Raw genomic sequence first — 24,216 nt, forward strand, 5'->3', positions numbered from 1 at the left:
CTACCGCTCCGTCAGCAGCGCTCCGGTATGCGGTACGCCGAGCAAGCCGTACCCGTGCCCGCTGCGCACGTGCAGACGGTGCTCGAAGCGCGCCGCGCCGAGTGCCGCGCCGGTCCGGGCGTCCTCGATGCCGACGGCAAGCGAGAAGGTTCCTTCTACGGCAGGCAGCGCCGGGACCGCGAACAGCACCGCCGACTCGCCTGCCGGTAGTGCCACCGCGCTCGGCGTGCTGAGCACGAAGATGGCCAGGTCGAAGTGCCCGGTCACCACGACGCGGACGACGGCCGTGCAGGCGGCTGCGGAGCGCAGGTGAACCCGGACCTGCACGGTGTCACCGGGACGGGCCTCGTAGTGGACCGCGCCCGAACTGTCCACGACGTCGATCCCGAGCAGGTCGACGCCCGGTTGCGCGGCGGACACGGTGGTGGGGGTCATGGCCGTGCTGAAGGTCGCCCGCAGGACCTGGATGCCCTCCGTGGCCGGCCCGTCGTGGATCAGGTTCCCGTGGCTGAGGACGAGAGCCCGGCTGCACATCTCCTGGATCATCTCGAGCGAGTGACTCACGCACAAGATGGTCCGGCCCTCGTCCTGGAACTCCGCGATCTTCGCGAGGCACTTGGCTGCGAACGGCTCGTCGCCGACCGCGAGGACCTCGTCCACCAGCAGCACGTCCGGGTCGACGTGCACGGCGACGGCGAAGCCGAGCCGCACGTACATGCCCGACGAGTAGTGCTTGACGGCGCCGTCGACGAAGTCCTCCAGCTCGGCGAAGGCGATGATGTCGTCGAAGAGGCGGTCCACCTCCCGACGCGTGAGGCCGAGCATCGCTGCGTTGAGGTACACGTTCTCCCTGCCGCTCAGCTCCCCGTTGAAGCCCGCACCGAGCTCGAGCAGCGAGGCGATGCGACCGCGCACGCGGACCTGGCCTGTCGTGGGCTGCAGGATCCCACCGAAGATCTTCAGAAGCGTGCTCTTCCCGGAACCGTTCGCCCCGATCAGGCCGACCGTCTCGCCGGGCTGAACCTCGGTCGACACGTCGCGCAGCGCCCAGAACTCGCGGCCCACCACTGCCTTGCGGAGGATGCGCTCTTTGAACTGGGTTGGCCGATGCTGGAAAGTGGCGAACTGCTTGCTGACGCCGTGTGCGCTCAGTGCCACTGCAGTCCTCCAGCCGGTCGGCCCTCGGTCGCCGGTTCGCTGCAGCATAATGAATGGATGTCCACCATCGCCGCGGCCGGTCCGCACGTCGACTCGGTGGCGCGGGCCGAGGACATCATGCTGGTGCCTTCGGCGGCACCGGCGGCCTCCGTGGTGATCTGCGCGTACGGTCAGCTGGAGCTCACCCTGCGCTGCCTCGAGTCGATCGCCGCCCGTCCCCCGCGACTGGCCTACGAGGTGATCGTCGTCGACGACGCGTCGCCCGACGAAACAGCCGACGTCCTGGCCCACGTCCGCCACCTGAGACTGCTGCGCAGCGAGGTCAACGTCGGCTTCCTCCGCAGTGCCAACCGCGGCGCGGCCGAAGCGCGCGGCGACCACGTGGTCCTGCTCAACAACGACACGGAGGTCACCGTCGGGTGGCTGGACGAGCTCGTGGACACAGCGGATGCCGACCCCACGATCGGGGTCGTCGGCGCGCGCCTGGTCTACCCGGACCGTCGCCTGCAGGAGGCAGGGGGCATCGTCTGGAGCAACGGGCACGGGTGGAACTACGGCCGCGGCGCGGGTCCTGACGGTGGGGAGTTCTCCTACCGCCGCGACGTCGACTACTGCTCGGGCGCAGCCCTCCTCGTACGACGGAGCGTCTGGGAGGCGTTGGAGGGCTTCGACCCTGCCTTCGAGCCCGCCTACTACGAGGACACCGACCTGTGCTTCCGGGCCCGCGAGCGGGGTTGGCGAGTGGTCTACCAGCCCCGGGCAACGGTGTTCCACCACGAAGGGGCCTCCCACGGCACCGACATCGCCGTCGGTGGCAAGGTGCATCAGGTCCGCAACCACCAGGTGTTCCTGGAGCGCTGGGCTCACCGGCTGGCCGAGCAGCAGACCGACGACCCGGCCAACGTCGTCCGCGCCAGGGACAGACGCACCGGTCCGCGCGTGCTGGTGGTCGACGACCGGGTGCCCACGCCGGACGAGGACTCAGGGTCGCAGCGCATGTGGCACCTGCTCGAGATCCTCGCGGAGCTGGGCTGCGTCATCACCGTCGTCCCCGTCGACGAACAGGTCCGACAGCCATGGCTCGACCGGTTGCAGCAACGCGGTGTCGAGGTGCTCTACGGGCCGACCGACCTGACGAGTCACCTTCGCTCCCTGGGGCCGTTTCTCAGCCTGGTGGTGCTGAGCCGTCCAGCCAACGCGGTGCGGTTCCTGCCGCTCATACGACAGTTCGCGACTGACGCGACCGTGGTCTACGACACCGTCGATCTCCACTTCGTCCGCCTCGAGCGCGAGGCAGCGCTGACCGTCGACGCCGGCACGGCTCGTGCCACGGCTCGACTGGCGGCCACCATGCGCGAGCTGGAGCTGGCGGCCACCCGCGACGCCGACCTGACCTTCGTGGTCAGCGAGGAGGAGCGCGGCCTGCTGCAGGCATCCGCTCCCGACGCGGACATCGTGGTGGTGTCCAACGTCCACGAGCGGCTCGCGCCCGCGCCAGGGCCGGCCGGCCGCTCGGGTCTGCTGCTCGTCGGCAACTTCGAGCACCAGCCCAACGTGGATTGCGCGACGTTCCTGGTGCACGACGTGCTGCCGCTCGTGCTGGCCGCCTGCCCCGGCACGAAGCTGCGGCTGGTGGGGAGCCGGATGCCGACGGAGCTGCTCGAGCTGCACGGCGGCGCCGTGGACGTGCTCGGGTGGGTGGACGACCTGACGGCGGTGCACGACGAGAGCCGGGTCATGGTGGCCCCCTTGCGCTTCGGAGCCGGTGTGAAGGGCAAGGTCGGGGACGCCCTGCGCCGTGGCCTGCCCGTCGCCACGTCGATGGTGGGAGCGGAAGGCATGGGTCTGGTGGACGGCGTCCACGCGCTGATCGCCGACGGCGCCGAGGAGACCGCCGCGGCGGTCGTGCGGCTGCTCGACGACGACGCATTGTGGTCGAGTATGTCGCGGAATGGGATGGAGCACGTCGCGCAGCGGATGTCGCCCGCCGCCGCCGCCGCCGCGCTCGCCGCCGCGCTCGGCCGACACGGCGTCTTCGGTCGTTGAGGGCCCTCAGCCGCGACCCGGGGATCGACGCGCTGCGCGCCGGTGCCGCGCTGTCCGTGCTGGCCATCCACAGCGGCTTGTTCACGCACGGGCGTCCCACGACAGGAGTGCCGGGTGGTGATGCGGTCCGCTATGCGTTGTGGGCGCACCTCGACGTCGGCGTCGACGTGTTCTTCGCGCTGTCCGGCTACCTGGTGGCTGGACCGTTCTTGCGACGACTGCTCGACGGGCGGCCGCTGCCGGACCTGCGTCGCTACCTGATCCGTCGAGCGCTGCGGATCCTTCCGGCGTACTGGGTGGCCCTCGCCGCGATCACCTTCGTGCCCTTCGTCCCTTGGCCCTGGTGGCAGTGGGCCCTGCACGTCCTGCTCCTGCAGAATCCCTTCCCCGGCCAGTTGTCGCGGGGTCTCGGCATCGCGTGGACGCTGCACGTGGAGGTCGTCTTCTACCTGCTCGTGCCGGCCGTCTGCTACCTGGTCCGCAGGCGGACAGGACCCCGGCCGATCGCACCCGGGCGGATCGTCGCCGTGCTCGGGTGGGGGCTGTTGGCGTCGATGGTCTTCACAGTCGCGGTGGCGTTCGTGGGCGACGAGGCGCAGAGCGTCTGGTCGCGGCCGCTGCGGTTGTCCGTGCCGGCTGCGTTCTCCCTGTTCGTTCCTGGAATGCTGCTCGCGATCGCCAGGAGCCCAGCGGCCGCGACCGCGTGGCCTCGCCTGCCGGACATCCTCGGCCAGCTGGCCCGGCCCCGCCGGTTGGCGCTGGTCACCGTGGTCGTCACCGTGCTGGTTCTCGGCCTCAACGCCGTGCCCGCGCTGGCGGTGCAGGACAGCCGACGTCTGCTCAGGTCGGTCCTGGGTGCGCTCGTCCTCGCCTGGCTGACGTCGGGCCGCAGCCACGGCCGCCTCGTGCGCGGCCTCGCCCCGCTCGGCGTCGTGTCCTACGGGATCTACCTCTGGCACTTCGTCGCCCAGCGGGACCTGCAGCTCTACGACGTCTTCCGTGGGTCCACCGGCGAGCTGGGCTTCGTGGTCAACGTCGCGGTCGTCCTGATCGTCACCCTGCCACTGGCCGCGGTCAGCTGGTTCGCCATCGAGCGGCCCGCGCTCCGGCTCGCCGGCCTCGTGGCCCACCGGATCGATGCCGAGGGCCCAACAGGGTCACCCACTCAGATGACCGCCGCACCCGTCCGGAAAGTCGACACCCCGGCTCGCAGCGCGCGGTAACCACGGTAGACCCGTGAACCCCTGAGGCGGTCGACGCGCTGCCGCAGACGGGACAGCTCTTCGTTCGCCTCACGGGCCTGCGTCCGAGCGCGCACGAGCTCGGCCTGCAGGGTGGCCAGCTCCGCCCGCAGGACGTCGGCGTTCACGCGGGAGTCGGCGGCCCGGCGGTCGGCCAGCGCGGTCGCCTCAGCCAGCCGTTCGTCTTTCACCTTGAGCGCGTCGACGACGTCGTACCACCGACGCTGGACGCCGCGGACGAGCTCGAGCTCGGGGTCCACCAGCACCGAGACGGTGGGGACCACCGGCAGGTCACCGTCCGAGGCGACTGCCAGCAGGTACGTGGCCGGCGGCGTAGGAACGCCGATCCAACCGTCACCCTCCCGAGCCAGGGCCGTCGTCTGTGCGGGTCCGGGCCCCGCGGAGGTCACCAGCGAACCCACCGCTATGCGCTGGTCCAGCATCGTCACATGCGCGAAGGAGTCGGACAGCAGGGCCGCGAGCTCGGCGCGCGTCAGCTCGCCCACGTGGTACGGGTTCGCTCCGTGAGACCGGTCCTCGTTGTAGGCGGTCGGCTCGGGGGTGGAGGTGACGAACAGGCCGCCCGGCCGAAGCGCCTTGTGGACGACGGCCAGGAGCTCCTGATGCTCCACCACGTGCTCGAGGGCCTCGAAGCAGACGACGACGTCACAGCTGTCGGGCTCGATCGAGGAGGTGTCGATCATGGACCCTTGGACGAACGTCACGTGGTCACGACCGTAGCGGCGACGAGCGTGCTCGACGGCCTCCGGTGCGATGTCGACGCCCACCACGGAGCGGGCCGTGCGGGCCAGCAGATCGGCGCCGTACCCCTCCCCGCTGCCCAGATCGAGGACGTCCTTGTTCGTCACCCAGGCGGAGGCAAGCAGGTAGCGGTGGTAGTGCTCGTAGACGACTTGGAGGTCCTCCTGCCAGGGCAGGGCTCGTTCACCCGTCCAGGCCAGCCCACGGTGACCTGCGTCGTCGTGGAACGTGCGCTCTCGAATGGTGCACCTCGTGACTGTCTCAGGAACGCTGCCTTCGATGGCTAGCGTGGCGACGTCGGCTGCTGCGGAACGTACCGGTTCGGTGAGCGGCTCGGTGTCGGGTTCCACGTCGGGGGTGGCCTCTCAGAAGCGTGTGGCTGGGGCGACAGAACGGTGAGAGGCGCCGGGGTGAACCACGGCGTGGGTGTCGGGCCTTCCTGTGCCGGTCCCCAGGGAGGCTGGGGGAAGGACGTGGGCGACTGGTACCACGAGGGCCGTGGCGGCGGAGACGGAAGGACCTGCGTGCTGGAGGCCGAGCTGCCTGGTGATCGGGCGGGACCGGGCACCACTTGCTCCACACCGGACTGCACTGTGGGCTGCAGGTCCGGACGACCAGCCGGGGCTGTGGTCGCAAGCGGGGAGACGATGGCCAACGCTGCGCCCGCCGCCACCGTGAGGTGGGCCAGATCCGACACCATCGGCGCCACCGGGGCCAGCAGCTCACCCATCCGGGTGGCTCCGCCGTGCAGCACACTCCACGGCGTCCTTGTGGGCGGCGCCGGGGGCAGTGGGGCGCCGCGCAACAGGCCGGCCATCCGCTCGATCTCGCCGAGCACCTGGGCGCAGTTGCGGCACCGCGCGACGTGAGCGACCGCCTCCGGATGCGGGTTACGGCCCCGGACGCTGCGTTCCAGACCGAGGAACGCCCCGCAGCCCAGCAGGCGTCCCCCGGCTCGTCGGTACTCCCGGCGGAGCGCAGCCCGGGCGCGGACCAGCACCGACTCCACCCCAGCACTGGTGGTGTCGAGCAGCGTCGCGATGTCGTCGTAGCTCAACCCGATCAGCTCACGGTGGTACAGCGCCTCGCGGTGGCGTGGTGTCAACCGGCTCCAGGCCTTTGCCAACGCCGGGTCCACCTCGAAGATGTCCTCGTCATGCGAGCTGCGCTCCGGCAGGTTCTCGACTGGGACGGGCTGCCGTTGCGTGCGGCGGACATGATCGATGCAGGCGTGCCGGGCCACCACCGACAGCCAGGGCCGCACCGCCAGCTCGCGCTCCGGGCAGTGCACCAGCGTGGAGTGCAGCCGAACCAGGCATTCCTGGGCGATGTCTTCTGCCGCGTGATGATCTCCGGACAGCAGGCTGCGGCACAGGCTGACCAGCCACGGTCGGTGCGCCGAGACCAGCTGCGCGAAGGCGTCCGCGTGGCCCTGTTGGGCGGCCCGCACCAGCAGGTGGTCGCGGCCGTCGGCTACCTGCTGCCGGCCGGTCATGGATTCTCCTTGGGCTCGCTGTCATTATCGGTTAGCCAGCGTCGATCTGGACCGGCGTGCCGAGCGGCAGCTCCTTGGCCAGCCGGGTGATGGCGGTGTTGCCGATCCGGACGCAGCCCTTGCTGACGGCCTGGCCGAGCCTGTCGGGCTGGGAGGTGCCGTGCAGGGCGATCTGCGCGTCGCCGTCCCCGAAGCGTTCCAACACCGGGGAGTGCCCCGACAGACCCAGAGCGTACGGGCCGTAGGCGGCCTGCTGGGTCGAGGTGCGCACTACATCGGTGACGAAGTACAGGCCGTTCGGGGTGGGTGTCGTGGTCGCGCCGACGGCCGCCGTGGTCCGGAACAGCTCCTGGGTACCGCGGTAGATCACGAGCTGCCGTGCGGCCAGCGACACCCGGACCCGGTAGTGGATCTTGGTCAGGGTCAGGTCGCCGCGTCGTACCCAACCGGTCGATCCGTTGGGGCGGACCGGGAGCAGCACCTGCAGCCAGCTGCCACGAACCGCCCGAATCAGCACCACCCTGGGGGACCCGAACGGGGTGGTGGCGCTCAGTCGCAGGAATGGGCGGGCAGCATCGGGAGAGGTGTACGCCGAAAGCTGCCGACCGACCACCGTGCCCACGACCGCAGCCTCCGTCCCGGCCGCTTGGGGGGAGGCGGCCGGGACGGAGGAGCTGTTGCCGCAGCCGGTCAGCACCGTCATCACCAACAGGATGATCAGAGTGCTGAGCCGTGGGCGGTTCATCAGCCGGCGAAGGAGACCCGCGCGCTGACGGCCTCGGCCGAGGCGGCCTCCGGCAGGCTCGCGCCGATCACCGCCACGGCCGACGACTCACCTGCGGTCGGCTCGTCCGAAGGGGTGACGACCGGTTCGTCACTGGGGGCGGGCTCCGGGGAGGCGGAGGGTTCCGCCGAACAACCCAGCGCGCCACCCACAGTTCCGGTCACGTCGACGGGCAGCGGCCCGACGACGCCCTCGACGGTGTCCTGAACCGTCCCGACCGTGTCGAGGACGGTCCCTGCGACGGGAACCGGCAGACCGTCATCGGTCGGGCAGGTAGCTGCCGCGGCCTGGGCCGCAGAGGTGTCCGACGCGGTGCTGGTGCTGGTGCGCTGCGCCGGTGCCATCTGCTTGCTCGTGCCCGAACGGCTCCCCGCGGACTCGCCGTCCTGCGCCGGCGACGTGGGTTCGCTGGAGGCGTCCGGCTCCGGCTGCTGCTGGTAGTCCTGCGGCTGCTCGGATGCCTGCGGCTGCGGGGACCAGCCATCTTCGTGGTCGGCCCACGCCAGGGTGGGGCTCAACAGCAGGCCAGCCGCCGTCAGCACCCCGCCGACACGGACCATTGTGTGTGCGCGCATGTGCCACCTCTTCTTCTCCGTCGATGTGTTCCTGACCTGAGAACGACCGCGACGGCGGCTTTCCTTCGGCATACTTTGGTGTTTCTCCGGCACCGTCCCGACTCGCCCGGTCAGCCCACCTCTGAGGGCAACGCCGGCCGGCCGTCCGGGGTGTGCGCCTTGTCGACCTCGAGCCGGGGTAGGGCCCGTTCCAGACCGGCCGGGAGCCACCAGTTCGCGCGCCCGCACAGCACCATCACCGCCGGAACCAGAACGCAGCGGATGACCGTCGCGTCGAGCGCCACGGCGACGGTGAGACCAAGGCCGAAGACCTTCAGCATCGGGTCGTCGCTGAACATGAAGCTCCCGAAGACCGCGATCATGATCAGCGCGGCGGAGGTGATGACCCGGCCGGACCGCGTCAGCCCTGCGGTGACGGCCTCATGGTTGTCGGCCCCGTTCAGCCAGGCCTCCCGGATCGAGGACAGCAAGAAGACCTCGTAGTCCATCGACAGCCCGAACAAGATCGCGAACAGCATCAGCGGGACGAAGCCGATGATCGGGACCGGTTCCTGGAGTCCCAGCAGCCCCAGCCCGATGCCGTGCTGGAACACGGTGACCACCACGCCCAGGGCCGCCCCGATGGACAGCGCGTTCATCACGGCGGCCTGAAGCGGGATGACGATCGAGCGGAAGACCAGCGCGAGCAGCAGGCACGACAGCAGCAGCACACCGGCGACAAACCAGGTGAGCCGATCGCTGGTGCGGCGGGCGAGGTCGATGAGGGTCGCCGTCTGACCGCCGACATGAACCCGCGCCCCCGCTGGGGTGACCTCCGGCAGCACCTGGCTTCGTAGCCGTTCCATGAGCTGCCCCGGAGTTCTGTGACCACTCGGTGACCAGTGGGGCCTCCAGCACGCCGCGGGCGGCGCCCCGCAAGTCCCTGACCTGCGGGAACGCAACCTGGGCTTGGCCAGGTGCCGACGCAAGTTCCTGACCTGGGCAGACTCCGGTCGATGAGTTGGGCATTCCCGAGCCGACCAAGATCATTGCCCGAAGCGGCGTTCGGAACCATTGCGCGCTGCAGTTGCGACGGCATCCCTCCGGACGGGCGCAGGGCCGGTTGGCAGACTCGCGCTGGCGGGTGCGGCGACGGAGGGAACCGGGGGCGGATGACGGCGGACGGGACTGCGCGCGAGGCGGGCAGCCCTGCCGGCGACGGCTGGTCGCCGTGGCGGGTCGTCGTCGGGTTCGGCGTGGTGAGCCTGGCCGCGGACATGGTCTACGAGGGCGCGAGGTCGGTGTACGGGCCGTTGCTGGCGTCGCTCGGGGCGTCGGCGCTGGTCGTCGGGGCGGTGACGGGGGCCGGGGAGGCCGTCGCGCTGGTCCTGCGGCTGGTCTCGGGGCCGTGGGCGGACCGGACCCGCAGGTACTGGACGTTGACGATCGCGGGGTACGCGACGACGGCGGTCTGCGTGCCGCTGCTCGCCGTGGCGCCGATGCTCGGCGGGGCGGGGCTGGTCGTCGCGGGCTCGCTGATCCTGATGGAGCGGGCGGGGAAGGCGGTCCGGAGCCCGGCGAAGTCGGCGCTGCTCGCGGACGCCGCCGGGCAGGTCGGAATGGGCCGGGGGCTCGGCGTCCACAAGGCCCTGGACCAGGTGGGGGCGTTCGCCGGGCCGTTGCTCGTCGCCGGGCTGATCTCCGTGTCGGGCGGGGACCTGCGGCTGGCCCTGGCGGTCCTGGCCGTGCCGGGAGCCGTCGCGATGGCGCTGCTCCTGCTCACCCGACGGCAGTCCCCCGGTCCACCGCCCGACCCGCCGCCCGTGGCCGACGCCGGAACGACGACCGGGGTGGCCGTCGAGCGGGCGCCGCTGCCGCCGGCGTTCTGGCGGTTCGCCGTCGCCGCGTCGCTCTGCACCGCGGGGCTCGTCGGGTTCGGCCTCATCGGGTTCAACGCCGCCGACCAGGACCTGCTGCCGCTGGCCGCCGTCCCGGTGCTCTACGCGGGGGCGATGGCAGCCGGGGCCGTCGCCGCGCTGGCTACGGGCGAGGCGTACGACCGGGTCGGAGCCCGCGTCCTGCTCGTCCTGCCGTTGCTGGTCGCGGCGGTCCCCCCGCTCGCCCTCGGCGGGTCGCTCGGCCTGGTCGTGCCGGGCGCGCTGCTCTGGGGCGCCGCCGTCGGCGTGCAGGACTCCACCGTCAAGGCGATGGTCGCGGACCTCGTCCCCCGGGGCAGGAGGGCCACCGCGTACGGGCTGTTCGCCGCGGTCCAGGGCGCGGGCGCGCTCGTCGCGGGAGTCACGGCGGGGGCGCTCTACCAGCGGCACCTCGGCGCGCTCGTCGCCGTGACGGCGGTCGGGCAGGCCGTCGCGTTCGTGCTGCTGGTCCGGACGATCGCGACGGCACGGGGCCGCCCGGCTTGACCGGCCAGGCATCAGGCCGGACGGACCGGCGACGCCGTAGCGTCGCCGGAGTGAAGGTCGAGCTGCTGTGGTTCTCGGGCTGCCCGAACGGGCAGGAGACCGACGCGCGGCTGCGGGAGGCCGTATCGCTGGCCGGCGTCGACGCCGACGTCGTGCTGGTCGAGGTGACGACGCCCGACGACGCCGAACGGCTCCGGTTCCGCGGCTCCCCCACGGTGCTGGTCGACGGCACGGACCCGTTCGCTCAGGAGTCCGACCCGGTCGGGCTGTCGTGCCGGGTGTTCAGGACCCCCGACGGGCTGCGGGGCGCACCGACGGTCGAGCAGCTCGTCTCGGTCCTGCGAGGCGCGGCGTGACGTCCCCGGCGGGCCTGGTGACGTACGGGTGCTGCGCCAGGGCCTTGCCCGGTCGAAGGCAGGTGAGCACCTCGACGGCCCCGGGAACGACCGTGCCCCCGCCGGAGACCGGCGAGGGCATGATCGTCGCCGACTTTCGTCGGCCTTTCGCTGGACTTCCGTCGGGAGTCCCGGCGTTGGCGGTGGCGGTGGGATTTGAACCCACGGAGGAGTTGCCCCCTCACACGCTTTCGAGGCGTGCTCCTTCGGCCGCTCGGACACGCCACCGCCGACGAGCCTAGCGGACCTGTCGGCGTGCTCCGAAGAAGGACCGGAGCAGATCTGCGGACTCCTCGGCGCGCACGCCCGGGACCACCTCGACCCGGTGGTTGAGCCGCCGGTCGCGGGCGACGTCCCACAGCGAGCCGACGGCGCCGGCCTTCGGGTCGACCGCGCCGTAGACCAGCCGGTCGACGCGGGCGAGCACCAGGGCGCCGGCGCACATCGTGCACGGCTCGAGGGTCACGACGAGGGTGCAGCCGGTCAACCGCCACGAGCCGAGCACCGCGGCGGCAGCTCGCAGCGCGAGCACCTCGGCGTGCGCCGTCGGGTCGCCGGTGGCCTCCCGCTCGTTGCGGCCGCGTGACAGCACCTCGCCGTCGGGGCCGAGCACGACAGCCCCGACGGGCACGTCACCGATGGCGGCGCAAGCGCCCGCTTCCGCGAGCGCCAGCAGCATGGCGGCATCGTCCCCGTCGTACGCCGTCATGGGCCTGCTAGACCGGGCGCAGCTCGTCGAGGACGTCGGCGAAGCCGGCCCGCTCCGCCACGGCGACGAGCACGTCGGCGGGGAGCAGGCCCTCGGTCGCGCACAGGTCGAGCAGGTCACCCGACGACGTCCCGAGATCGCCCAGCAGGGCGCTGTCACCGACCGGCTCCGACACCGCGCGGGTGCCCTCGTCCTCGTCGTCGTCCTCGTCGTCGTCGTCGTCGACCTCCTCCTCGACCGCCGCCTCCCAGAGCATCGCGGCGACGTCGGAGGCCTGCACAGCGCGCACATCCGAGAGGAAGACCCGCGGCTCGGCGAGCGACCCGCCACCGGCGACGCGCACGACGGCGAAGTACTCGTCGTCCTCCTCGAACAGCAGCAGCGCCGGTCCGTCGTCGTCCCCGGTGAGGTCACGCAACTCGTCGGCGAGGGCGTCGAGGTCCTCGACCTCGGACAGGTCGACCTCGCGACCGGTCCAGCCGTCCGCGGTGCGGGCGACGGCTGCGGCGAAGTAGGGCACGGTGGTCTCTCCTGGGTGTCAGTCGACGAGGGCGTCGACGGCGGGCTCGTAGACGTCGGCAAAACCGAGCCGACGGGCCAGGGTCGACAGCATCTCGTCGGCGTAGGCGTCGAGGTCGGACAGGACCGCGCCGAGCTCCATCTCGTCGAGGCCGAGGTCGGAGAAGATGCCCAGGTCGCCGGCCGGCCAGACCTCCTGGAGGTCGTCGTCTCCCGGGACGTCGATGGCGAGGGCCTCGCAGACCTGCGCGGCGAGGTCCCACGCGACCGCGGCGGTGACGTCGGACAGCAGCAGTCGGACCTCGCCCTGCACCACCCGCACGACCACGAAGAACTCGCTGGCGACGTCGACGAGCGCGAACGACCCGCTGTCACTCGGCTGCTGCCGGACAGCGGCGACGAGCGCATCGAGGTCGCCGGTGACCGCGGTCGGGAGGGGTCCGGCCTGCCAGCCGGAGACGTCGCGGAAGACGACGACGGCGTAGGTCTCATCGTCCTTCACACCCGCCTCCGCCCTCACGCCCACCTGCTCCGGGTGCGGACTCTTCCAGACCTTGCACGCCACGGGTAGCAGCAGGGTTCACCGGGCACCCGACCCGGGTAGGCGTAGTGCAGACCACACCGCACGCACGTCACCCGAGGAGCACCCCATGACCGAGCGCAACACCGTTGCCCACGCGCTGCACGACATCGGCCTCGCCGCCTGGTTCGGCGGCTCACTGATGGGCGCGATCGGCGTCAACGGCGCGGCCAAGGACGTCGACGACCCGCGTCAGCGCGCCCGGGTCGCCAACGCCGGATGGGGCCGCTGGACGCCCGTCAACCTGGTCGCCATCGGCGCCCACCTCGCCGGTGGTGCGATCCTTGCCAAGGAGAACAAGGGCCGCGTCGCGACCCAGAAGGGCGTGTTCGCCAACACCGCGGTGAAGACCGCACTCACCGGTGGCGCGCTCGCCGCCACGGCCTACGCCCGCATCCTCGGCCAGAAGATGATGAACGCTGGTGACGTCCCGGTGGAGGGCGCGACCGACCCGTCGGCCGCCACGCCCGCCGAGGTCGCCAAGGCGCAGAAGCAGCTCGCCGCGCTCCAGTGGGCCATCCCCGGCCTGACCGGCGCGATGCTCGCCTCGTCGTCGCTGCACGAGGAGCAGCAGCGACCGTCCCAGGTGCTCACCGGTGTCGTCAAGGGCCTGCCGGCCCGTGCGGGCGCCGTCGCCGCGGGCGCCGGGACCCTCGCCGCAGGCAAGGCCAGCGACCTCGGCCACAAGGCCGTCGAGCGCGTCAAGGACGCCGTCTAGCAACCAGGGGTACGACGCCCCGGTCGCCTTCCCCCGGGGCGGCCGGGGCGTTGGCGTGTCCGGGCCTCCGGCTCTGGTCCGGTCAGCCGCCCTGGCCGGGCACCGTCGGGTCGGGGGCGGGCTCCGGCGAGGTTGGTGCGCCACGGCTGCCGAAGAACGACTGGGCGCACCCCACCCCCGCGACGGCACCAGAGGCCGCGGCCACCTGGACCAGTTGCAGGCCGGGGATGAGGTCGCCTGCGGCGTACACGCCCTCGACGGTGGTCGCGCCCTCGCCGTCGACGACGACGTAGCCCTCGCCGTCGAGCGCGCAGCCGAGCGCGCGGGCCAGGTCGGTGCGGGGCCGGTGGGCGACGGAGAAGAAGACGAGCGACGCGGGGAGCAGCCGGCCACCGACGAGCCGGAGACCGGTCAGGTCGCCGCGGGTGCCGACGAGGCCCTCCGCCGCCTGCTCGATGAGCTCGATCCCGTTGTCCGCCAGGGCCTTGCGACAGTCGTCGTCGCCCTCGAAGGACATCCCGGCCGTCACGACAGTCACCGTGCGCGCCCAGTTGAGCAGCGTGGAGGAGAAGCCGACGAGCCGGCGGTCCCAACCGAGCGCGACCACGTCGCGGTCGCGCGCCTCGTAGCCGTCGCAGGCCGGGCAGTGGAAGACCGAGGCGCCGTAGTGCTCGTCGATGCCGGCGACGTCTGGCCTGGCGTCGACGACGCCGCAGGCCAGCACGACGCGGTGGACCAGCAGGTCGTCGCCGGTGGTCGCCACCTCGAACAGCCCGTCGTCGCGCCGGACGATGCCCGTCACCGACTCCTGCCTGATGCCGGCGGTGGGATAGGCGAGCAGCTCCTCGCGGCCGCGGGCGAGCAGGTCCATCGGCGACTGCGGATCACGGCCGAGATAGCCGTGCGAGCGCTCGACGTCCTTGGAGCGGTAGTCGCCGGAGTCGAGGACCAGCACGGAGCGGCGGTAGCGGGCGAGCCAGGTCGCGGCCGCGAGCCCGGACGCGCCACCACCGACGACGACCGCGTCGAGCTCGAGCGTCATGCCGACCTCAGCAGACCGCGCCGCCCGGGCCGGAGCTCGTCCCAGCCGAAGGCGGTACGGGCGGTGTCGCGCAGGCGGGAGCGCACGGTGCTCAGGGTCAGCCCCTCGGGGTCGGGGAGCGGGGGCCCGCTCGCGCGTCCCCTACCCCGTCGTCGCCGACCTACCGCCCCCCGCCCCGAATGATCAACGCGAGCAACACCTCACCGCCGGTGGTCGGGAAGTGGAGTGTTGCTCGCGTCGACGAAGGTGGTGGCGCGGGTGGACCCCCCGCGGCGACTCAGGAGCCGGCGGCCTTCTTGGCCGGTGCCTTCTTCGCGGGAGCCTTCTTCGCGGGGGCCTTCTTCGCCCGAGCCTTCTTCGCGGGAGCCTTCTTCGCGGGCGCCTTCACAGGAGCGACCTCGGCAGCAGCCGGGGTCTTCTCGGCCGAGGCCTTCTTCGCGGGGGCCTTCTTGGCCGGGGCCTTCTTGGCCGGGGCCTTCTTGGCCGGGGCCTTCTTGGCCGGGGCCTTCTTGGCCGGGGCCTTCTTCGCCGGGGCCTTCTTCGCCGGGGCCTTCTTCGCCGGGGTCGCCGCGGTGGCGGTTGCCGGCGGCGTCGTGGTCGTCGTCGTGGTCGTGGTCGTCGACGGAGCCTTGACGGCAGGAGTCACGGCCGTAACGGCAGCGGGGGTCGCCGGGGTGGCCGCCGGGGCAGCGGACTTCGGGGTCGCGCCCTTGCCGGGCTTGGCCGCCTTCTCGCTCTTCTTGAGCAGCTGGCGGGCCTTGCCGGCCGCACGGACGGCGCTCTGCGCGGCGCGCTCCGCCCGGTCGACGGCCTTGCGCAGCGCTGCCTTCTCGTCCTTGGCCATCGTGGGGGTCCTCGTCAGGTCGTGGGGTGCTGCCACCGCGGGTGCGGGGCGCAACAAGATCCTAGGGAAGGACCCGATCGCCTGCGGGTCACGCGGACCGCGCCGCGCACATCGGCCGCGCTCCTGCGGTCAGCGGGGCCACGCACCCGGCCCGGCACGGTCACGTCTCGGTCAGCAGTGGTCACCCCAGTGACCCCAATCGACCGAGACACCCCAGCCCGGCACGGTCACGTCTCGGTCAGCAGTGGTCGCCCCAGGGACCCGGATCGACCGAGACACCCCAGCCCGACCCGGCACGGTCACGTCTCGGTCAGCAGTGGTCGCCCCAGTGACCCCGATCGACCGAGACACCGCGGCCCCACCCCCGCCGAGCACGCCTGCGTGTACAGGCGGTTCCCGTCGTACCCTCGGCTCATGACGACCCCCAGGCTCGGCACCGCGACCCTTGAGGACCTGCGCACCGACCCGCAGCTCGACGACGGTGACGACGAGCGCTTCAGCCACTTCGTGAAGAAGGACAAGATCGTCGAATCGGCGGTGCTGGGCGCGCCGGTGACGGCGCTGTGCGGCAAGGTCTGGGTGCCCAGCCGCGACCCGCAGAAGTTCCCGGTCTGCCCGAAGTGCAAGCAGATGATGGACCTCCTGCACAGCTTCGACTCCGGCGACGACACGCCGCCCGAGTAGCCGCTACAGCGGGCCGGGCGCTCCGAGCAGTCGTCCGCGGCCGAGCGTCGCGCCGAGGTCGGTGGCGACCCCGGCCTGCACCTGGCTGTCGACGCCGACCGCCATGACCTCGACGCCCGCCCCACCCGCCCAGTCCAGGAGCTGGCGGACACCGGCGGCGGTCCCGACCGTGCTGCGGCCGGGCTTGGTGAGGTCGAGCTTGACGACCTCGGGGCGCAGCGCCTCGAGGCGACGCAGCACCGACGGGTCGTGGGCGATCAGGTCCGAGACGTCGTCCGCGACGATCCGCCAGCCCCAGCCGCGGAACTCCGCGACAGCGCTCTCGAGGTCGGCGCGCGCGAACGCGGACGCAGGCACCTCGGCCGCGACCTTCAGCGCGCGACGACCGCGACTGAACGCTGTGAACAGCCGCGGCGGGCACGCGCTGCCATAGGTCTCGGGCTCCGGAGTGAGAAAGAGCTCGGCGGTCACGCCCGCCTCCCCCGCCGCGTCGAGCGCGAGGCAGCGGAAGGCCCAGTCGAGGCGCTCGACGAGGCCGGTGGCCTGCGCGCTCTCGAGCAGGGCCAGGGTGCTGGACAGCGCGGTGCCGGACTGGCCGCGGCCGGTGGCCTTCAGCCCGACCGGGTCGGCGGGGGCATCAGCCCCGAGCCGGCGGATCGGCTGGAAGTCGGGGCCGAGGCGGCGCGGGTCGTCGATGAGCTCCTCGAGCAGGGCGCGGTGGCGCCGCAGCTCTTCGGTGGTGTCGAGCAGGGACATGGGGGACGTCTCGGCAGGTGGGACCTCCGACCTGAGCAGGCGTAAGGTCACCCGCGTGGAGAGTCGCGTCACAGACGGTCCGGGCCTCGGTCGCTACACGCCGCCGGCCGACTCGGCAGCGCCCGATCCGGTGGTGGCGGTGCACCTGCGCGACGTCCCGGTGCGGATCTGGAAGCGCTCTGCCGAGCACCACGACGAGCTGATGCGCGAGATGGCGCTGCTCGCCCTCGCCGACGAGACCAGCCAGGCCCTGCCGGCGCGGCTGGTCGAGCTCATCGACGTCCTCGGTCGCCGCTACGGCGGGGCCAGCGAGCGACCGGAGGCGGAGCGCGACGACGCGATCGCCGCGGGTGTCGACCGCATCGACCTCACGACCGAGGTGCCTGCGTCTGCGGGCGGCGCTGCCGCAGTGCTCGGGGCATTGCTGCTCGAGGTCGAGGAGTTCTGCCGCGACGGCGACCAGCTGCTCACCCTCGCGCAGCCGGCCGTGCAGGCCCACTTCAACGCGTGGTACCTTGAGCAGTTCACGACCCAGTGCGCCGGCGGGGACCCGACGCCCTGGACCGGTCCCTGGGACTAGAGCTCGACCCCGACCAGCACGGGTTCGGCGACGAGCACGACACCGAGCCGGTCACGCACCGCGTCGCGCACCGTCCGGGCGGCACGCAGCAGGTCCTGCGTCGTACCCCCGCCCCTGTTGACCAGCGCGAGCACGTGCTTGGTCGACAGCCCCACCGGCCCGTCGAGGTCGCCCTTCGCGAAGCCCGCTCGCTCGATGAGCCAGGCAGCACTGACCTTCCAGCCACCCTGGTCGGGGTACGCCGGGACGCTCACGTCCGGCAGCCGTCCGCGCAGGGCGTCGAGCTGCGCCTCGGTCAGCACCGGGTTGGTGAAGAACGAGCCGGCGCTGCGGCTGTCCGGGTCGGCCGGGTCGACGACCATCCCCTTGCCGCGACGCAGCCCGAGCACCGCCTCGCGGACCTCGGCCAGCGGCGCGCGGTCACCGACGTCGACGCCGAGGGCGCGGGCCAGCTCGGCGTAGCGGACGGGCGCGGACAGCGGGCCGGTCTCGAGCGACAGGTGGACGGACAGGACGACCCAGCGGTCGCGCTCAGCCTTGAAGCGGCTGTGCCGGTAGCGGAAGTCGCAGTCCGCCGCACCCAGCTCGAGCACCTCACCGGAGCTGCGGTCCAGCGCCCTGACCCCCGTGCAGGTCTGCGAGAGGTCCTGGCCGTAGGCGCCGACGTTCTGCACCGGTGTCGCCCCGGTCGCGCCCGGGATCCCCGACAGCGCCTCCACCCCGGCGCGGCCCTGCGCGACGAGCCGCGCGACGACGCCGTCCCAGTCCTCCCCCGCGGCCACCGAGACGGCCCCGCCGGTGAGCTCGTCCACCCCGGTCGTGAGGACCCGCACGACGGTGCCCGGGAAGCCCCCGTCGGCAACGACGAGGTTGCTGCCACCGCCGACGACCAGCACCGGGGTGCCGGCGGCGTCGAGGGAGCGCACCGCCTCGACGAGCTCGGCCTCGGTGCGGGCCTCCGCGACGTCGTCCGCGGGGCCACCGAGTCCGAGGGTGGTGAGGTCGGCGAGCAGCACCGGGCCAGGTTAGGCGAGCACTCCTGACCGGAAGGCCCAGGCCACCGCGGCAGCACGGTCGTGCACCCCGGTCTTGGCGAAGAGCTTCTTCGCGTGGACCTTCACGGTGTCCTCGCTCAGCCACAGCGTGCGGCCGATCTCGGCGTTGGAGCGGCCCGCGGCCATCCCCTCGAGGACCTGCATCTCACGCGGTGACAGCAAGGTGACGCGCTTGGGCTCGTGCAGCTCGAGGGCCCGCCGTTGCGCCTTCGACAGCAGGTCACCACCGGCGACGACCGTCGCGAGCGCGCCCCGCAGCTGCTCGGCGTCCACGTCCTTGGCGAGGTAGCCGCGGACGCCGCTGCGCAGCGCGCGCAACCGCTCCTCCTCGCGCACTTCGCCGGTCAGCAGCAGCACCCGCGCCTCGGGGTGCTCGCCCAGCAGCCGCACCGCGGTGGCCACGCCGTCGAGCCCGGGCAGCCTGACGTCGAGCAGCACCGCACCGGGTCGCAGCGCGGGGTAGCGCGCGAGCACCTCCTCGCCCGAGCCCGCCTGCTCGACGGTCGCGACCCCCGCGACGCTGACGAGCATGGAGGCGAGGGCCTCGCGGACGACGCGATGGTCGTCGCAGAGCAAGACGGTCGTCATGACGCGTTCCTCCCTGAACCACTCGGGCGGTGCAAGCACCGCGCCCCAGGCCGTCCATGGCCTGTCCCGTCCCATCGGCCGGTGGTGACGCTCCGTGAGCGAGCAGGTCAGACAGGTTCGGCGACGACGATCCGCAGCTGTCTCCGGTGGTGCCGGACGAGGTCGGCGGTGAAGATCGCCAGGCCGGCCCAGACCAGGGCGAAGCCCACCAGGCGGAGCAGCGGGAGCGGTTCGTCGTACAACGCCACTCCGATGAGGAACTGCAGCGTCGGCGCGAGGTACTGCAGCAGGCCGAGGGTCGTCAGCGGCACGCGGCTCGCGGCCGCCCCGAACAGCAGCAGCGGGATCGCCGTCACCACCCCGGCGCCGACGAGCAGCAGCGCGTGCCCGACCCCCTCGGTCCCGAAGACGAGGTCACCCCGCGTGGTGAGGACCAGGAGGTACGCCGCAGCGACCGGTGCCATCACCGCCGTCTCCACCGCGAGCCCCTCGACAGCCCCGACGGCGGCGGTCTTCTTGAGCAGACCGTAGCCGCCGAAGGAGAAGGCCAGGACGAGGGCGATCCAGGGCGGGCTGCCGTTCTGCACCGACAGGACCAGCACCGCCACGGTCGCCGCGCCGATCGCGACCCACTGCGTCGGGCGCAGCCGCTCCTTGAGCACGACGACGCCGAGCAGGACCGTGACGATGGGGTTGATGAAGTAGCCCAGCGAGGTCTCGACGACGTGGTCGTGGGTCACGCCGTAGATGTAGGTGAACCAGTTGAGGCCGATGAGCACCGACGCCGCGGACAGCCGCAGCATCCGGGCGCGGTCGCGCAGCACGGCGCGGACCTCCGTCAGCCGGCGCGCGGCCACCAGCAGTGCCGCGACGACGACCAGGGACCACAGCACCCGGTGGGCGAGCACCTCGCCGGGCCCGGCCGGTTCGAGCAGCGGCCAGTAGAGCGGGAACAGCCCCCAGAGGAAGTAGGCGCCCGCTCCGTAGAGCACGCCCTTCCTCGACTCGACCACCCGGTCACGCTAACCGCGCGGCCGACGGGCGGTCAGCGGGAGCGGCGGGCCATCCCGACGCCGTCCTGCGCGACGCGGGCCCGCGCCTCCGAGCCGAGGGTGGCGGCGTCCTCCGGGTCGCGGATGACGGCCCGCTTGTCACGCGACCGGATCTGGCCCTTCACCGCGCGCACCTTCGGGGCGAGCTCGCACCCGAAGCGCTCGAAGTAGTGCAGCCGCCGGAGCTCGGCGTCCTCATCCGGCGTGATCTTGTCCGACACCCCGACTCCCCTCTCCTCGCTGGGTGGACTCGGCATCCGCCGGTTCACGCCGCACAGCCGACCGGAGCAACCCGCGTTGGCCCGACGGGGCTCCACGAGGCAACGGCCACCGGACCGCTCGCGAGCGCGACACGGACGGTGCCCGGGCGCAGCCGCACCGCGCCGCGAGGCAGGTCGGTGCAGCGGGCCGGGGCGCCGCTGCCGATCCACCCGACGACGACCGTGCCGAGGCCGCGGGCCGCGCTGCGGCCCGGGTCGGGCACCGCGAGAGGGACGAGCCGCAGGCCGTCGAGCACCATCGGCACGACGACAGGCGCGACGACCCGGCGGCGACGGTCCGGCCACAGCAGCACCAGGGTGGTCAGGCCCCCGGTGAGCAGCCCGAGCGGCACCGGCTGGGCGAGCCGCGCCAGGTCGTCGCCGCGGCCCGCACTGCTCCAGACCATCTCGCCGACGACGTCGGAGTCGCGCGGGGACCACGGGTCGACGAGGTCGCGGTTGTCGCCGAGCGTCACCCACCCCTTGCGCCCGTCACCGCCGACCAGCCGGTGGATGACCACGTTGCGCTCCCCGAACTGACCGTCGGGCACGCGGTACGCGACGACGTCGCCGACCTGGTAGCCGTCGCGTCGCCGCACCGCCACGAGGTCTCCTGTGCGCAGGCCCGGCTCCATCGACGTGCCGGAGACCTGGACGTAGGCCATCGGACCGCCGACGGTCTGCGGCCACACCTGCCACAGCGCGACCGCGACGAGGGCCCACACCACGGCCCGGACCACATCGCGTACGACGAGAGTGCGCTCGGCCGCGCCGTCACGGTCGACCCGGGCCCGAGGCACGGGCGGGAGAGGCGCCACCGGCACGACCGGCCGCTCCAGCAGGTCCGTCACCACTGCACCGCCGAGACCGACGAGGCCGTGCCGTCGGCGATGGCCAGGCCACTGCCGTCGAGCAGGCCCGGATCGGGCGTCCAGGTGAGGACGGTCGCGACGCCGGGGTTGGCGAGCGGGCCGGAGCGCGTGCCGAAGACCACGTCGAGCGTGGCCGACGTGGCCGTCCAGGTCAGCGTCGCGGTCGAGGCCGTGAAGGACACGCTGCCACCGGTGACGAAGCCCGCGCTGCCGGTGTCGACCGTGCCGAGCCGCAGGCCGCCCGCGCACCCGCCCGTGGGAGCGGTGTCGACGACGAGCACGTCGTTGCCGCCGGTACCCGCGCCGTCGAGCAGCCGCAGGGTGAGGCCGGTGACGGTCTGCGGGGTGGCGGTCTCCACCCAGGTGGAGCACAGCGAGCTCGGCCGCAGCCGCCCGCCGAGCACCAGCGTCGTGCTGTCGCCGGTGTCGACCTTGCCGCGACCACCGCCCCGGTCGTCGGTGCTGGCCACCGACGAGGCGTAGAGCGTGGGGCTCGGCAGCGACGCGACGGTGAGCGCGTCACTGCGCAGGACGAGAGCGGCCGACCAGCCAACGCCCGGGAGCCCGAGCAGCGCCCCCGCGAGTGCGGTGGCCAGCAGCGCCGCCGTGCCCCGGCCGCGGGTCCTCACGGACCGACCGCCACGACGTCGACGCGCGCGACGGCATCGGGTGACGGGGCAGCCGACAGCGCCGTGAACCGGGCGAGGCCACCGGTGACGGTGACTGGCCCGGCGGTCGCGAGGGCCGCCCCGCTCGAGGACACCAGCGTCACCTGCAGGCGGGCGCCCTCGCACCCGGCGGGGACGGCGCTGACGACGACGGACTGCACCGTGCCGGCCGTGACGGCGTAGCCGGTGCGGGCGAGCGCGAGGTCACCGCAGGCGGTCACGTCGGCGCGCCCCGCTCCGAGGGTCGAGGTGACCGACAGCGGCGCCGCGAGGGCAGCGGCGCCGGCCCCGAGGACCAGGGCGGCGGTGAGGCCGACGGCTGCGGGCACGCCGACGAGCGCCGGGCCGCGGCGGGGAGCCGCAGCACCGGCGCTCGACGAGCGGTCGCGCCGCACGGTGAAGCGCTATCCGGCGATGACGACGGAGATGCCCTCGACGGCCGCGGCGAGGATGGGCGCAACAGTCGGGACGACGATGGGCGTCGAGCCCGTAGCAACAACACCGTCGACCTCACCGAGCGAAGCGCCGCCCGCATCAGTGAAGGTCACTTTGACGACCTTGCCTTCGCAGGCCACGGGGGAGCTCAAGGTCACCTGGTTGACGGCATAACCCCCGGCAGCGAAGACCGTCGTGTAGGTGGCGTCGATGAGGGTGGTCGCGTCACAGGAGAGGACGTCGGCATTGCCGGAGGCGAGGGTCTTGCTGCTGCTCAGGTTGAGCGAGGCGGCGAAGGCCGAGACGGTGCCGAAGACGGCGATGCCGGCGACGACGGGGATGATGAGGCGCTGGGTGCGCATGGGGGGAGTCCGATCTCTGGGCTGACTGGGTCAGCAAGAAGATCGGGATCGGACATGTCCGACTTGTGCGCCATCGGATTCAATCGCTTACCGAACGACTGCGCCGAACGGGTGAGTCAGCCGGTGAGAGCCCGGACCGGGTAGGTCGCGAGCAGGGCGTCGCTGACCAGCATCCGCGGGCGCCCGGAGTAGCCGTAGCTCGCGACCATCCGGCTGTCATAGAGACGCCGGACGTAGCCACCGGAGATCACCGCGACCTTGTGGGACGGGGTCTGGACGACCGTGCCGTCACGCAGGCCGAGCGGGTCGCCGACCGGCAGCGCCTCGAGCAGGGCCGCCACCCGCAGACCCTCGGGGAGCAGCTCGTCGACCGGCACGTCCAGGACCTCGGGTAGCGGGAGCTCGGGCGCGGGCAGCAGGGCGACGTCGCGCGAGGACAGGCCGTGGCTCGCGAGGGCCTGGGCCGAGACCGCGTGCAGGGCGCCGTCCTCACCGACGCGGTGCACCGCCGGGTCACCGTCGACCCGGACGAGCGCACCGGGGTAGACCGGTGACTCGGGCAGCGGCACCTCGGGCAGTCGCGCGAGGTCCGCGTCGGAGACCGCGAAGACCCGGGGGTCGGTCAGGAACAAGGCCTGCAGTGCCGGCCTACCCGCCCTGCTCCTGCTTCCTGCGTGGACCAGCCAGGTCGTACCGGCGGGGTCGCGCACGACGGTGCCGTCGCGCAGCGGGAGGGGGGTCGTGGTCGGGTAGCCGAGCGACTCGGCTGCGGTCATCGGCACTGCGGCGCTCAGTGCCAGCCCGCGGGCGGCGAGCACCGTCGGCGTGACCGGCCGCTTGCGACCGGCCTCGAGGACGAAGAGCGCACCGGTGGGGTGCTTCACGACGCTGCCGTCAGGGTGCGGACCGCTCGCCGTCGGGGCGCTGAGCCGCCGGGCCTTGATGAGCGACGGGTAGGCGTTGTGGACGACCCCGCTCCAGCCGGTGCCCTTGCGCAGCTCGACGTGCAGGTGCGCGCCGGTCGACTCGGCGTTGCCGCTGTCACCGAGCCACCCGACGAGCTGGCCGGCGAGGACGCGCGCGCCGCGCTCGATGCCCTTCGGGAAGGCCCACTGCGCGCTGCCGCGCCCATCGTCGGTGCCGGGAGTGTCGTTGTTGACGTGCAGGTAGAGGACCGTCCAGCCCTTTGCGGGACCGCGGTCGGCGGTGATCCCGACGTAGTTGCCGCTGCCGCCGTCCTGCTGCAGCGTCGTGACGACACCGTCGAAGGCAGCGACGAGCGGCGTCATCTTCGCGCCCATGAGGTCCTGCCCCATGTGCTTGCGCGTGCAGCCCGACCGGCACACGAGGTAGTTGTCGGTGAAGGAGACCCGTCCCGCGACGGGGAAGGTCATCGGCACCGTGACGGAGGTCAGCTCGTAGGACGTGCCGGTCCCCGGGTCGACCAGGGCCTGGGCGGTCTGCGCGCCCCCGGCGAGGGTCGCGAGGGCGAGCAGGGACAGCAGGGCGCGGCGCATGCCCTTGTCGTCGGCGCTCGACAGGGTGAACGCCTTCACCCTGTGGGGTGTCAGGGCACCGTGATCGTCGGACGAGACGGCACGGGGCCTGGCCCGGGGTGTGCGAGTGTCGGCTGA

General features: G+C 72.6%; 28 protein-coding genes and 1 tRNA gene. 7 read left to right on the top strand and 22 right to left on the bottom strand.

The features are described 5' to 3' along the window. Positions 1-1,245: an ABC transporter ATP-binding protein gene (locus tag Q8R60_04615; GenBank protein ID MDP3711750.1), complete on the bottom strand. Its 1,245-nt coding sequence runs from the start codon at positions 1,243-1,245 to the stop codon at positions 1-3. On the opposite strand from Q8R60_04615, the gene Q8R60_04620 reads away from it, so the two are divergent. Both Q8R60_04620 and Q8R60_04625 read left to right on the top strand, forming a co-directional pair. Beyond that, a complete protein-coding gene (locus Q8R60_04620) occupies positions 1,216-3,204 on the top strand; it encodes a glycosyltransferase (GenBank protein ID MDP3711751.1) in 1,989 nt (662 codons plus the stop codon). The two genes, Q8R60_04615 and Q8R60_04620, sit on opposite strands and share 30 nt — an antisense overlap. Further along, positions 3,201-4,427: an acyltransferase gene (locus Q8R60_04625; GenBank protein ID MDP3711752.1), complete on the top strand. Its 1,227-nt coding sequence runs from the start codon at positions 3,201-3,203 to the stop codon at positions 4,425-4,427. Before Q8R60_04620 ends, Q8R60_04625 begins: the two co-directional genes overlap by 4 nt. Here the strand turns inward: Q8R60_04625 and Q8R60_04630 are convergent. From Q8R60_04630 to Q8R60_04650, 5 genes are all read right to left on the bottom strand, one after another. Further along, a complete protein-coding gene (locus tag Q8R60_04630; protein MDP3711753.1) occupies positions 4,370-5,314 on the bottom strand; it encodes a methyltransferase domain-containing protein in 945 nt (314 codons plus the stop codon). The genes Q8R60_04625 and Q8R60_04630 overlap by 58 nt on opposite strands. A 176-nt stretch (positions 5,315-5,490) precedes the next feature. Then, the gene (locus Q8R60_04635) at positions 5,491-6,702 is read right to left on the bottom strand and encodes a sigma-70 family RNA polymerase sigma factor (GenBank protein MDP3711754.1); all 1,212 of its coding nucleotides are present in this window, start codon (positions 6,700-6,702) and stop codon (positions 5,491-5,493) included. Positions 6,703-6,733: 31 nt separating this feature from the next. Continuing rightward, on the bottom strand, positions 6,734-7,447 hold the full coding sequence (locus Q8R60_04640; GenBank protein ID MDP3711755.1) for a L,D-transpeptidase: 714 nt from the start codon (positions 7,445-7,447) through the stop codon (positions 6,734-6,736). After that, on the bottom strand, positions 7,447-8,061 hold the full coding sequence (locus Q8R60_04645; GenBank protein MDP3711756.1) for a hypothetical protein: 615 nt from the start codon (positions 8,059-8,061) through the stop codon (positions 7,447-7,449). The genes Q8R60_04640 and Q8R60_04645 overlap by 1 nt, the downstream gene beginning before the upstream one ends. 110 nt (positions 8,062-8,171) lie before the next feature. After that, positions 8,172-8,906: an MMPL family transporter gene (locus Q8R60_04650; protein ID MDP3711757.1), complete on the bottom strand. Its 735-nt coding sequence runs from the start codon at positions 8,904-8,906 to the stop codon at positions 8,172-8,174. Between the two features lie 306 nt (positions 8,907-9,212). Between Q8R60_04650 and Q8R60_04655 the strand changes: the two genes are divergently transcribed. Together Q8R60_04655 and Q8R60_04660 are read left to right on the top strand one after the other, a co-directional pair. Further along, positions 9,213-10,463, top strand: a complete 1,251-nt coding sequence (locus Q8R60_04655) for an MFS transporter (GenBank protein MDP3711758.1) — start codon at positions 9,213-9,215, stop codon at positions 10,461-10,463. Between the two features lie 50 nt (positions 10,464-10,513). Further along, positions 10,514-10,819: a thioredoxin family protein gene (locus tag Q8R60_04660; GenBank protein MDP3711759.1), complete on the top strand. Its 306-nt coding sequence runs from the start codon at positions 10,514-10,516 to the stop codon at positions 10,817-10,819. Positions 10,820-10,996: 177 nt separating this feature from the next. On the opposite strand, the gene Q8R60_04665 is transcribed toward Q8R60_04660, so the two are convergent. The 4 genes from Q8R60_04665 to Q8R60_04680 form a co-directional block, all read right to left on the bottom strand. After that, a tRNA-Ser gene (locus Q8R60_04665) sits at positions 10,997-11,086 on the bottom strand. A gap of 10 nt (positions 11,087-11,096) precedes the next feature. Further along, entirely contained in the window at positions 11,097-11,567 is a 471-nt protein-coding gene (locus Q8R60_04670) for a nucleoside deaminase (GenBank protein ID MDP3711760.1), read from the bottom strand. A 7-nt stretch (positions 11,568-11,574) separates the two neighbouring features. Beyond that, positions 11,575-12,087 (bottom strand): tRNA adenosine deaminase-associated protein, encoded by a 513-nt coding sequence (locus Q8R60_04675; GenBank protein MDP3711761.1) that lies wholly within the window; start codon positions 12,085-12,087, stop codon positions 11,575-11,577. An 18-nt stretch (positions 12,088-12,105) separates the two neighbouring features. Continuing rightward, a complete protein-coding gene (locus tag Q8R60_04680) occupies positions 12,106-12,588 on the bottom strand; it encodes a tRNA adenosine deaminase-associated protein (protein ID MDP3711762.1) in 483 nt (160 codons plus the stop codon). 148 nt (positions 12,589-12,736) lie between these two features. Between Q8R60_04680 and Q8R60_04685 the strand changes: the two genes are divergently transcribed. After that, complete coding sequence (locus tag Q8R60_04685; GenBank protein ID MDP3711763.1) at positions 12,737-13,384, top strand: hypothetical protein; 648 nt, start codon at positions 12,737-12,739, stop codon at positions 13,382-13,384. Positions 13,385-13,466: 82 nt separating this feature from the next. On the opposite strand, the gene Q8R60_04690 is transcribed toward Q8R60_04685, so the two are convergent. Continuing rightward, positions 13,467-14,426 (bottom strand): NAD(P)/FAD-dependent oxidoreductase, encoded by a 960-nt coding sequence (locus Q8R60_04690; GenBank protein MDP3711764.1) that lies wholly within the window; start codon positions 14,424-14,426, stop codon positions 13,467-13,469. A gap of 277 nt (positions 14,427-14,703) precedes the next feature. Beyond that, the gene (locus Q8R60_04695; GenBank protein MDP3711765.1) at positions 14,704-15,270 is read right to left on the bottom strand and encodes a hypothetical protein; all 567 of its coding nucleotides are present in this window, start codon (positions 15,268-15,270) and stop codon (positions 14,704-14,706) included. A gap of 414 nt (positions 15,271-15,684) precedes the next feature. On the opposite strand from Q8R60_04695, the gene Q8R60_04700 reads away from it, so the two are divergent. After that, the gene (locus tag Q8R60_04700; GenBank protein ID MDP3711766.1) at positions 15,685-15,954 is read left to right on the top strand and encodes a DUF3039 domain-containing protein; all 270 of its coding nucleotides are present in this window, start codon (positions 15,685-15,687) and stop codon (positions 15,952-15,954) included. A 3-nt stretch (positions 15,955-15,957) separates the two neighbouring features. Here the strand turns inward: Q8R60_04700 and Q8R60_04705 are convergent, their stop codons facing one another. Then, positions 15,958-16,710, bottom strand: coding sequence for an EAL domain-containing protein (locus Q8R60_04705; protein MDP3711767.1), 753 nt, complete (start codon positions 16,708-16,710; stop codon positions 15,958-15,960). Positions 16,711-16,765: 55 nt separating this feature from the next. Between Q8R60_04705 and Q8R60_04710 the strand changes: the two genes are divergently transcribed. Then, the gene (locus Q8R60_04710; GenBank protein ID MDP3711768.1) at positions 16,766-17,290 is read left to right on the top strand and encodes a hypothetical protein; all 525 of its coding nucleotides are present in this window, start codon (positions 16,766-16,768) and stop codon (positions 17,288-17,290) included. On the opposite strand, the gene Q8R60_04715 is transcribed toward Q8R60_04710, so the two are convergent. The 9 genes from Q8R60_04715 to Q8R60_04755 form a co-directional block, all read right to left on the bottom strand. Then, the gene (locus tag Q8R60_04715; GenBank protein ID MDP3711769.1) at positions 17,287-18,306 is read right to left on the bottom strand and encodes a UDP-N-acetylmuramate dehydrogenase; all 1,020 of its coding nucleotides are present in this window, start codon (positions 18,304-18,306) and stop codon (positions 17,287-17,289) included. The two genes, Q8R60_04710 and Q8R60_04715, sit on opposite strands and share 4 nt — an antisense overlap. Before the next feature lie 9 nt (positions 18,307-18,315). Next, positions 18,316-18,933, bottom strand: a complete 618-nt coding sequence (locus Q8R60_04720) for a response regulator transcription factor (GenBank protein MDP3711770.1) — start codon at positions 18,931-18,933, stop codon at positions 18,316-18,318. A 107-nt stretch (positions 18,934-19,040) separates the two neighbouring features. Continuing rightward, a complete protein-coding gene (gene rarD, locus Q8R60_04725; GenBank protein ID MDP3711771.1) occupies positions 19,041-19,946 on the bottom strand; it encodes an EamA family transporter RarD in 906 nt (301 codons plus the stop codon). A gap of 32 nt (positions 19,947-19,978) precedes the next feature. Beyond that, positions 19,979-20,206, bottom strand: a complete 228-nt coding sequence (locus tag Q8R60_04730; GenBank protein ID MDP3711772.1) for a hypothetical protein — start codon at positions 20,204-20,206, stop codon at positions 19,979-19,981. A gap of 44 nt (positions 20,207-20,250) precedes the next feature. Beyond that, positions 20,251-21,096 (bottom strand): signal peptidase I, encoded by an 846-nt coding sequence (locus Q8R60_04735; GenBank protein MDP3711773.1) that lies wholly within the window; start codon positions 21,094-21,096, stop codon positions 20,251-20,253. Continuing rightward, on the bottom strand, positions 21,093-21,746 hold the full coding sequence (locus Q8R60_04740; protein MDP3711774.1) for a hypothetical protein: 654 nt from the start codon (positions 21,744-21,746) through the stop codon (positions 21,093-21,095). Before Q8R60_04740 ends, Q8R60_04735 begins: the two co-directional genes overlap by 4 nt. Then, positions 21,743-22,180 (bottom strand): hypothetical protein, encoded by a 438-nt coding sequence (locus Q8R60_04745; GenBank protein MDP3711775.1) that lies wholly within the window; start codon positions 22,178-22,180, stop codon positions 21,743-21,745. Before Q8R60_04745 ends, Q8R60_04740 begins: the two co-directional genes overlap by 4 nt. Positions 22,181-22,189: 9 nt before the next feature. After that, the gene (locus Q8R60_04750) at positions 22,190-22,582 is read right to left on the bottom strand and encodes a hypothetical protein (protein ID MDP3711776.1); all 393 of its coding nucleotides are present in this window, start codon (positions 22,580-22,582) and stop codon (positions 22,190-22,192) included. Positions 22,583-22,698: 116 nt separating this feature from the next. After that, positions 22,699-24,138, bottom strand: coding sequence for a M23 family metallopeptidase (locus tag Q8R60_04755; protein MDP3711777.1), 1,440 nt, complete (start codon positions 24,136-24,138; stop codon positions 22,699-22,701). Between the last annotated feature and the right edge of the window lie 78 nt (positions 24,139-24,216).

This window comes from Mycobacteriales bacterium, from assembly GCA_030697205.1.
Taxonomy (GTDB): domain Bacteria; phylum Actinomycetota; class Actinomycetes; order Mycobacteriales; family SCTD01; genus JAUYQP01.

Bases quoted from the DNA above. Each gene is read 5' to 3' on its own strand.
- Q8R60_04620 (MDP3711751.1), top strand. From the start codon at position 1,216: ATGTCCACCATCGCCGCGGCCGGTCCGCACGTCGACTCGGTGGCGCGG.
- Q8R60_04635 (MDP3711754.1), bottom strand. From the start codon at position 6,702: ATGACCGGCCGGCAGCAGGTAGCCGACGGCCGCGACCACCTGCTGGTG.
- Q8R60_04640 (MDP3711755.1), bottom strand. From the start codon at position 7,447: ATGAACCGCCCACGGCTCAGCACTCTGATCATCCTGTTGGTGATGACG.
- Q8R60_04645 (MDP3711756.1), bottom strand. From the start codon at position 8,061: ATGCGCGCACACACAATGGTCCGTGTCGGCGGGGTGCTGACGGCGGCT.
- Q8R60_04650 (MDP3711757.1), bottom strand. From the start codon at position 8,906: ATGGAACGGCTACGAAGCCAGGTGCTGCCGGAGGTCACCCCAGCGGGG.
- Q8R60_04655 (MDP3711758.1), top strand. From the start codon at position 9,213: ATGACGGCGGACGGGACTGCGCGCGAGGCGGGCAGCCCTGCCGGCGAC.
- Q8R60_04670 (MDP3711760.1), bottom strand. From the start codon at position 11,567: ATGACGGCGTACGACGGGGACGATGCCGCCATGCTGCTGGCGCTCGCG.
- Q8R60_04685 (MDP3711763.1), top strand. From the start codon at position 12,737: ATGACCGAGCGCAACACCGTTGCCCACGCGCTGCACGACATCGGCCTC.
- Q8R60_04690 (MDP3711764.1), bottom strand. From the start codon at position 14,426: ATGACGCTCGAGCTCGACGCGGTCGTCGTCGGTGGTGGCGCGTCCGGG.
- Q8R60_04695 (MDP3711765.1), bottom strand. From the start codon at position 15,270: ATGGCCAAGGACGAGAAGGCAGCGCTGCGCAAGGCCGTCGACCGGGCG.
- Q8R60_04700 (MDP3711766.1), top strand. From the start codon at position 15,685: ATGACGACCCCCAGGCTCGGCACCGCGACCCTTGAGGACCTGCGCACC.
- Q8R60_04705 (MDP3711767.1), bottom strand. From the start codon at position 16,710: ATGTCCCTGCTCGACACCACCGAAGAGCTGCGGCGCCACCGCGCCCTG.
- Q8R60_04720 (MDP3711770.1), bottom strand. From the start codon at position 18,933: ATGACGACCGTCTTGCTCTGCGACGACCATCGCGTCGTCCGCGAGGCC.
- Q8R60_04750 (MDP3711776.1), bottom strand. From the start codon at position 22,582: ATGCGCACCCAGCGCCTCATCATCCCCGTCGTCGCCGGCATCGCCGTC.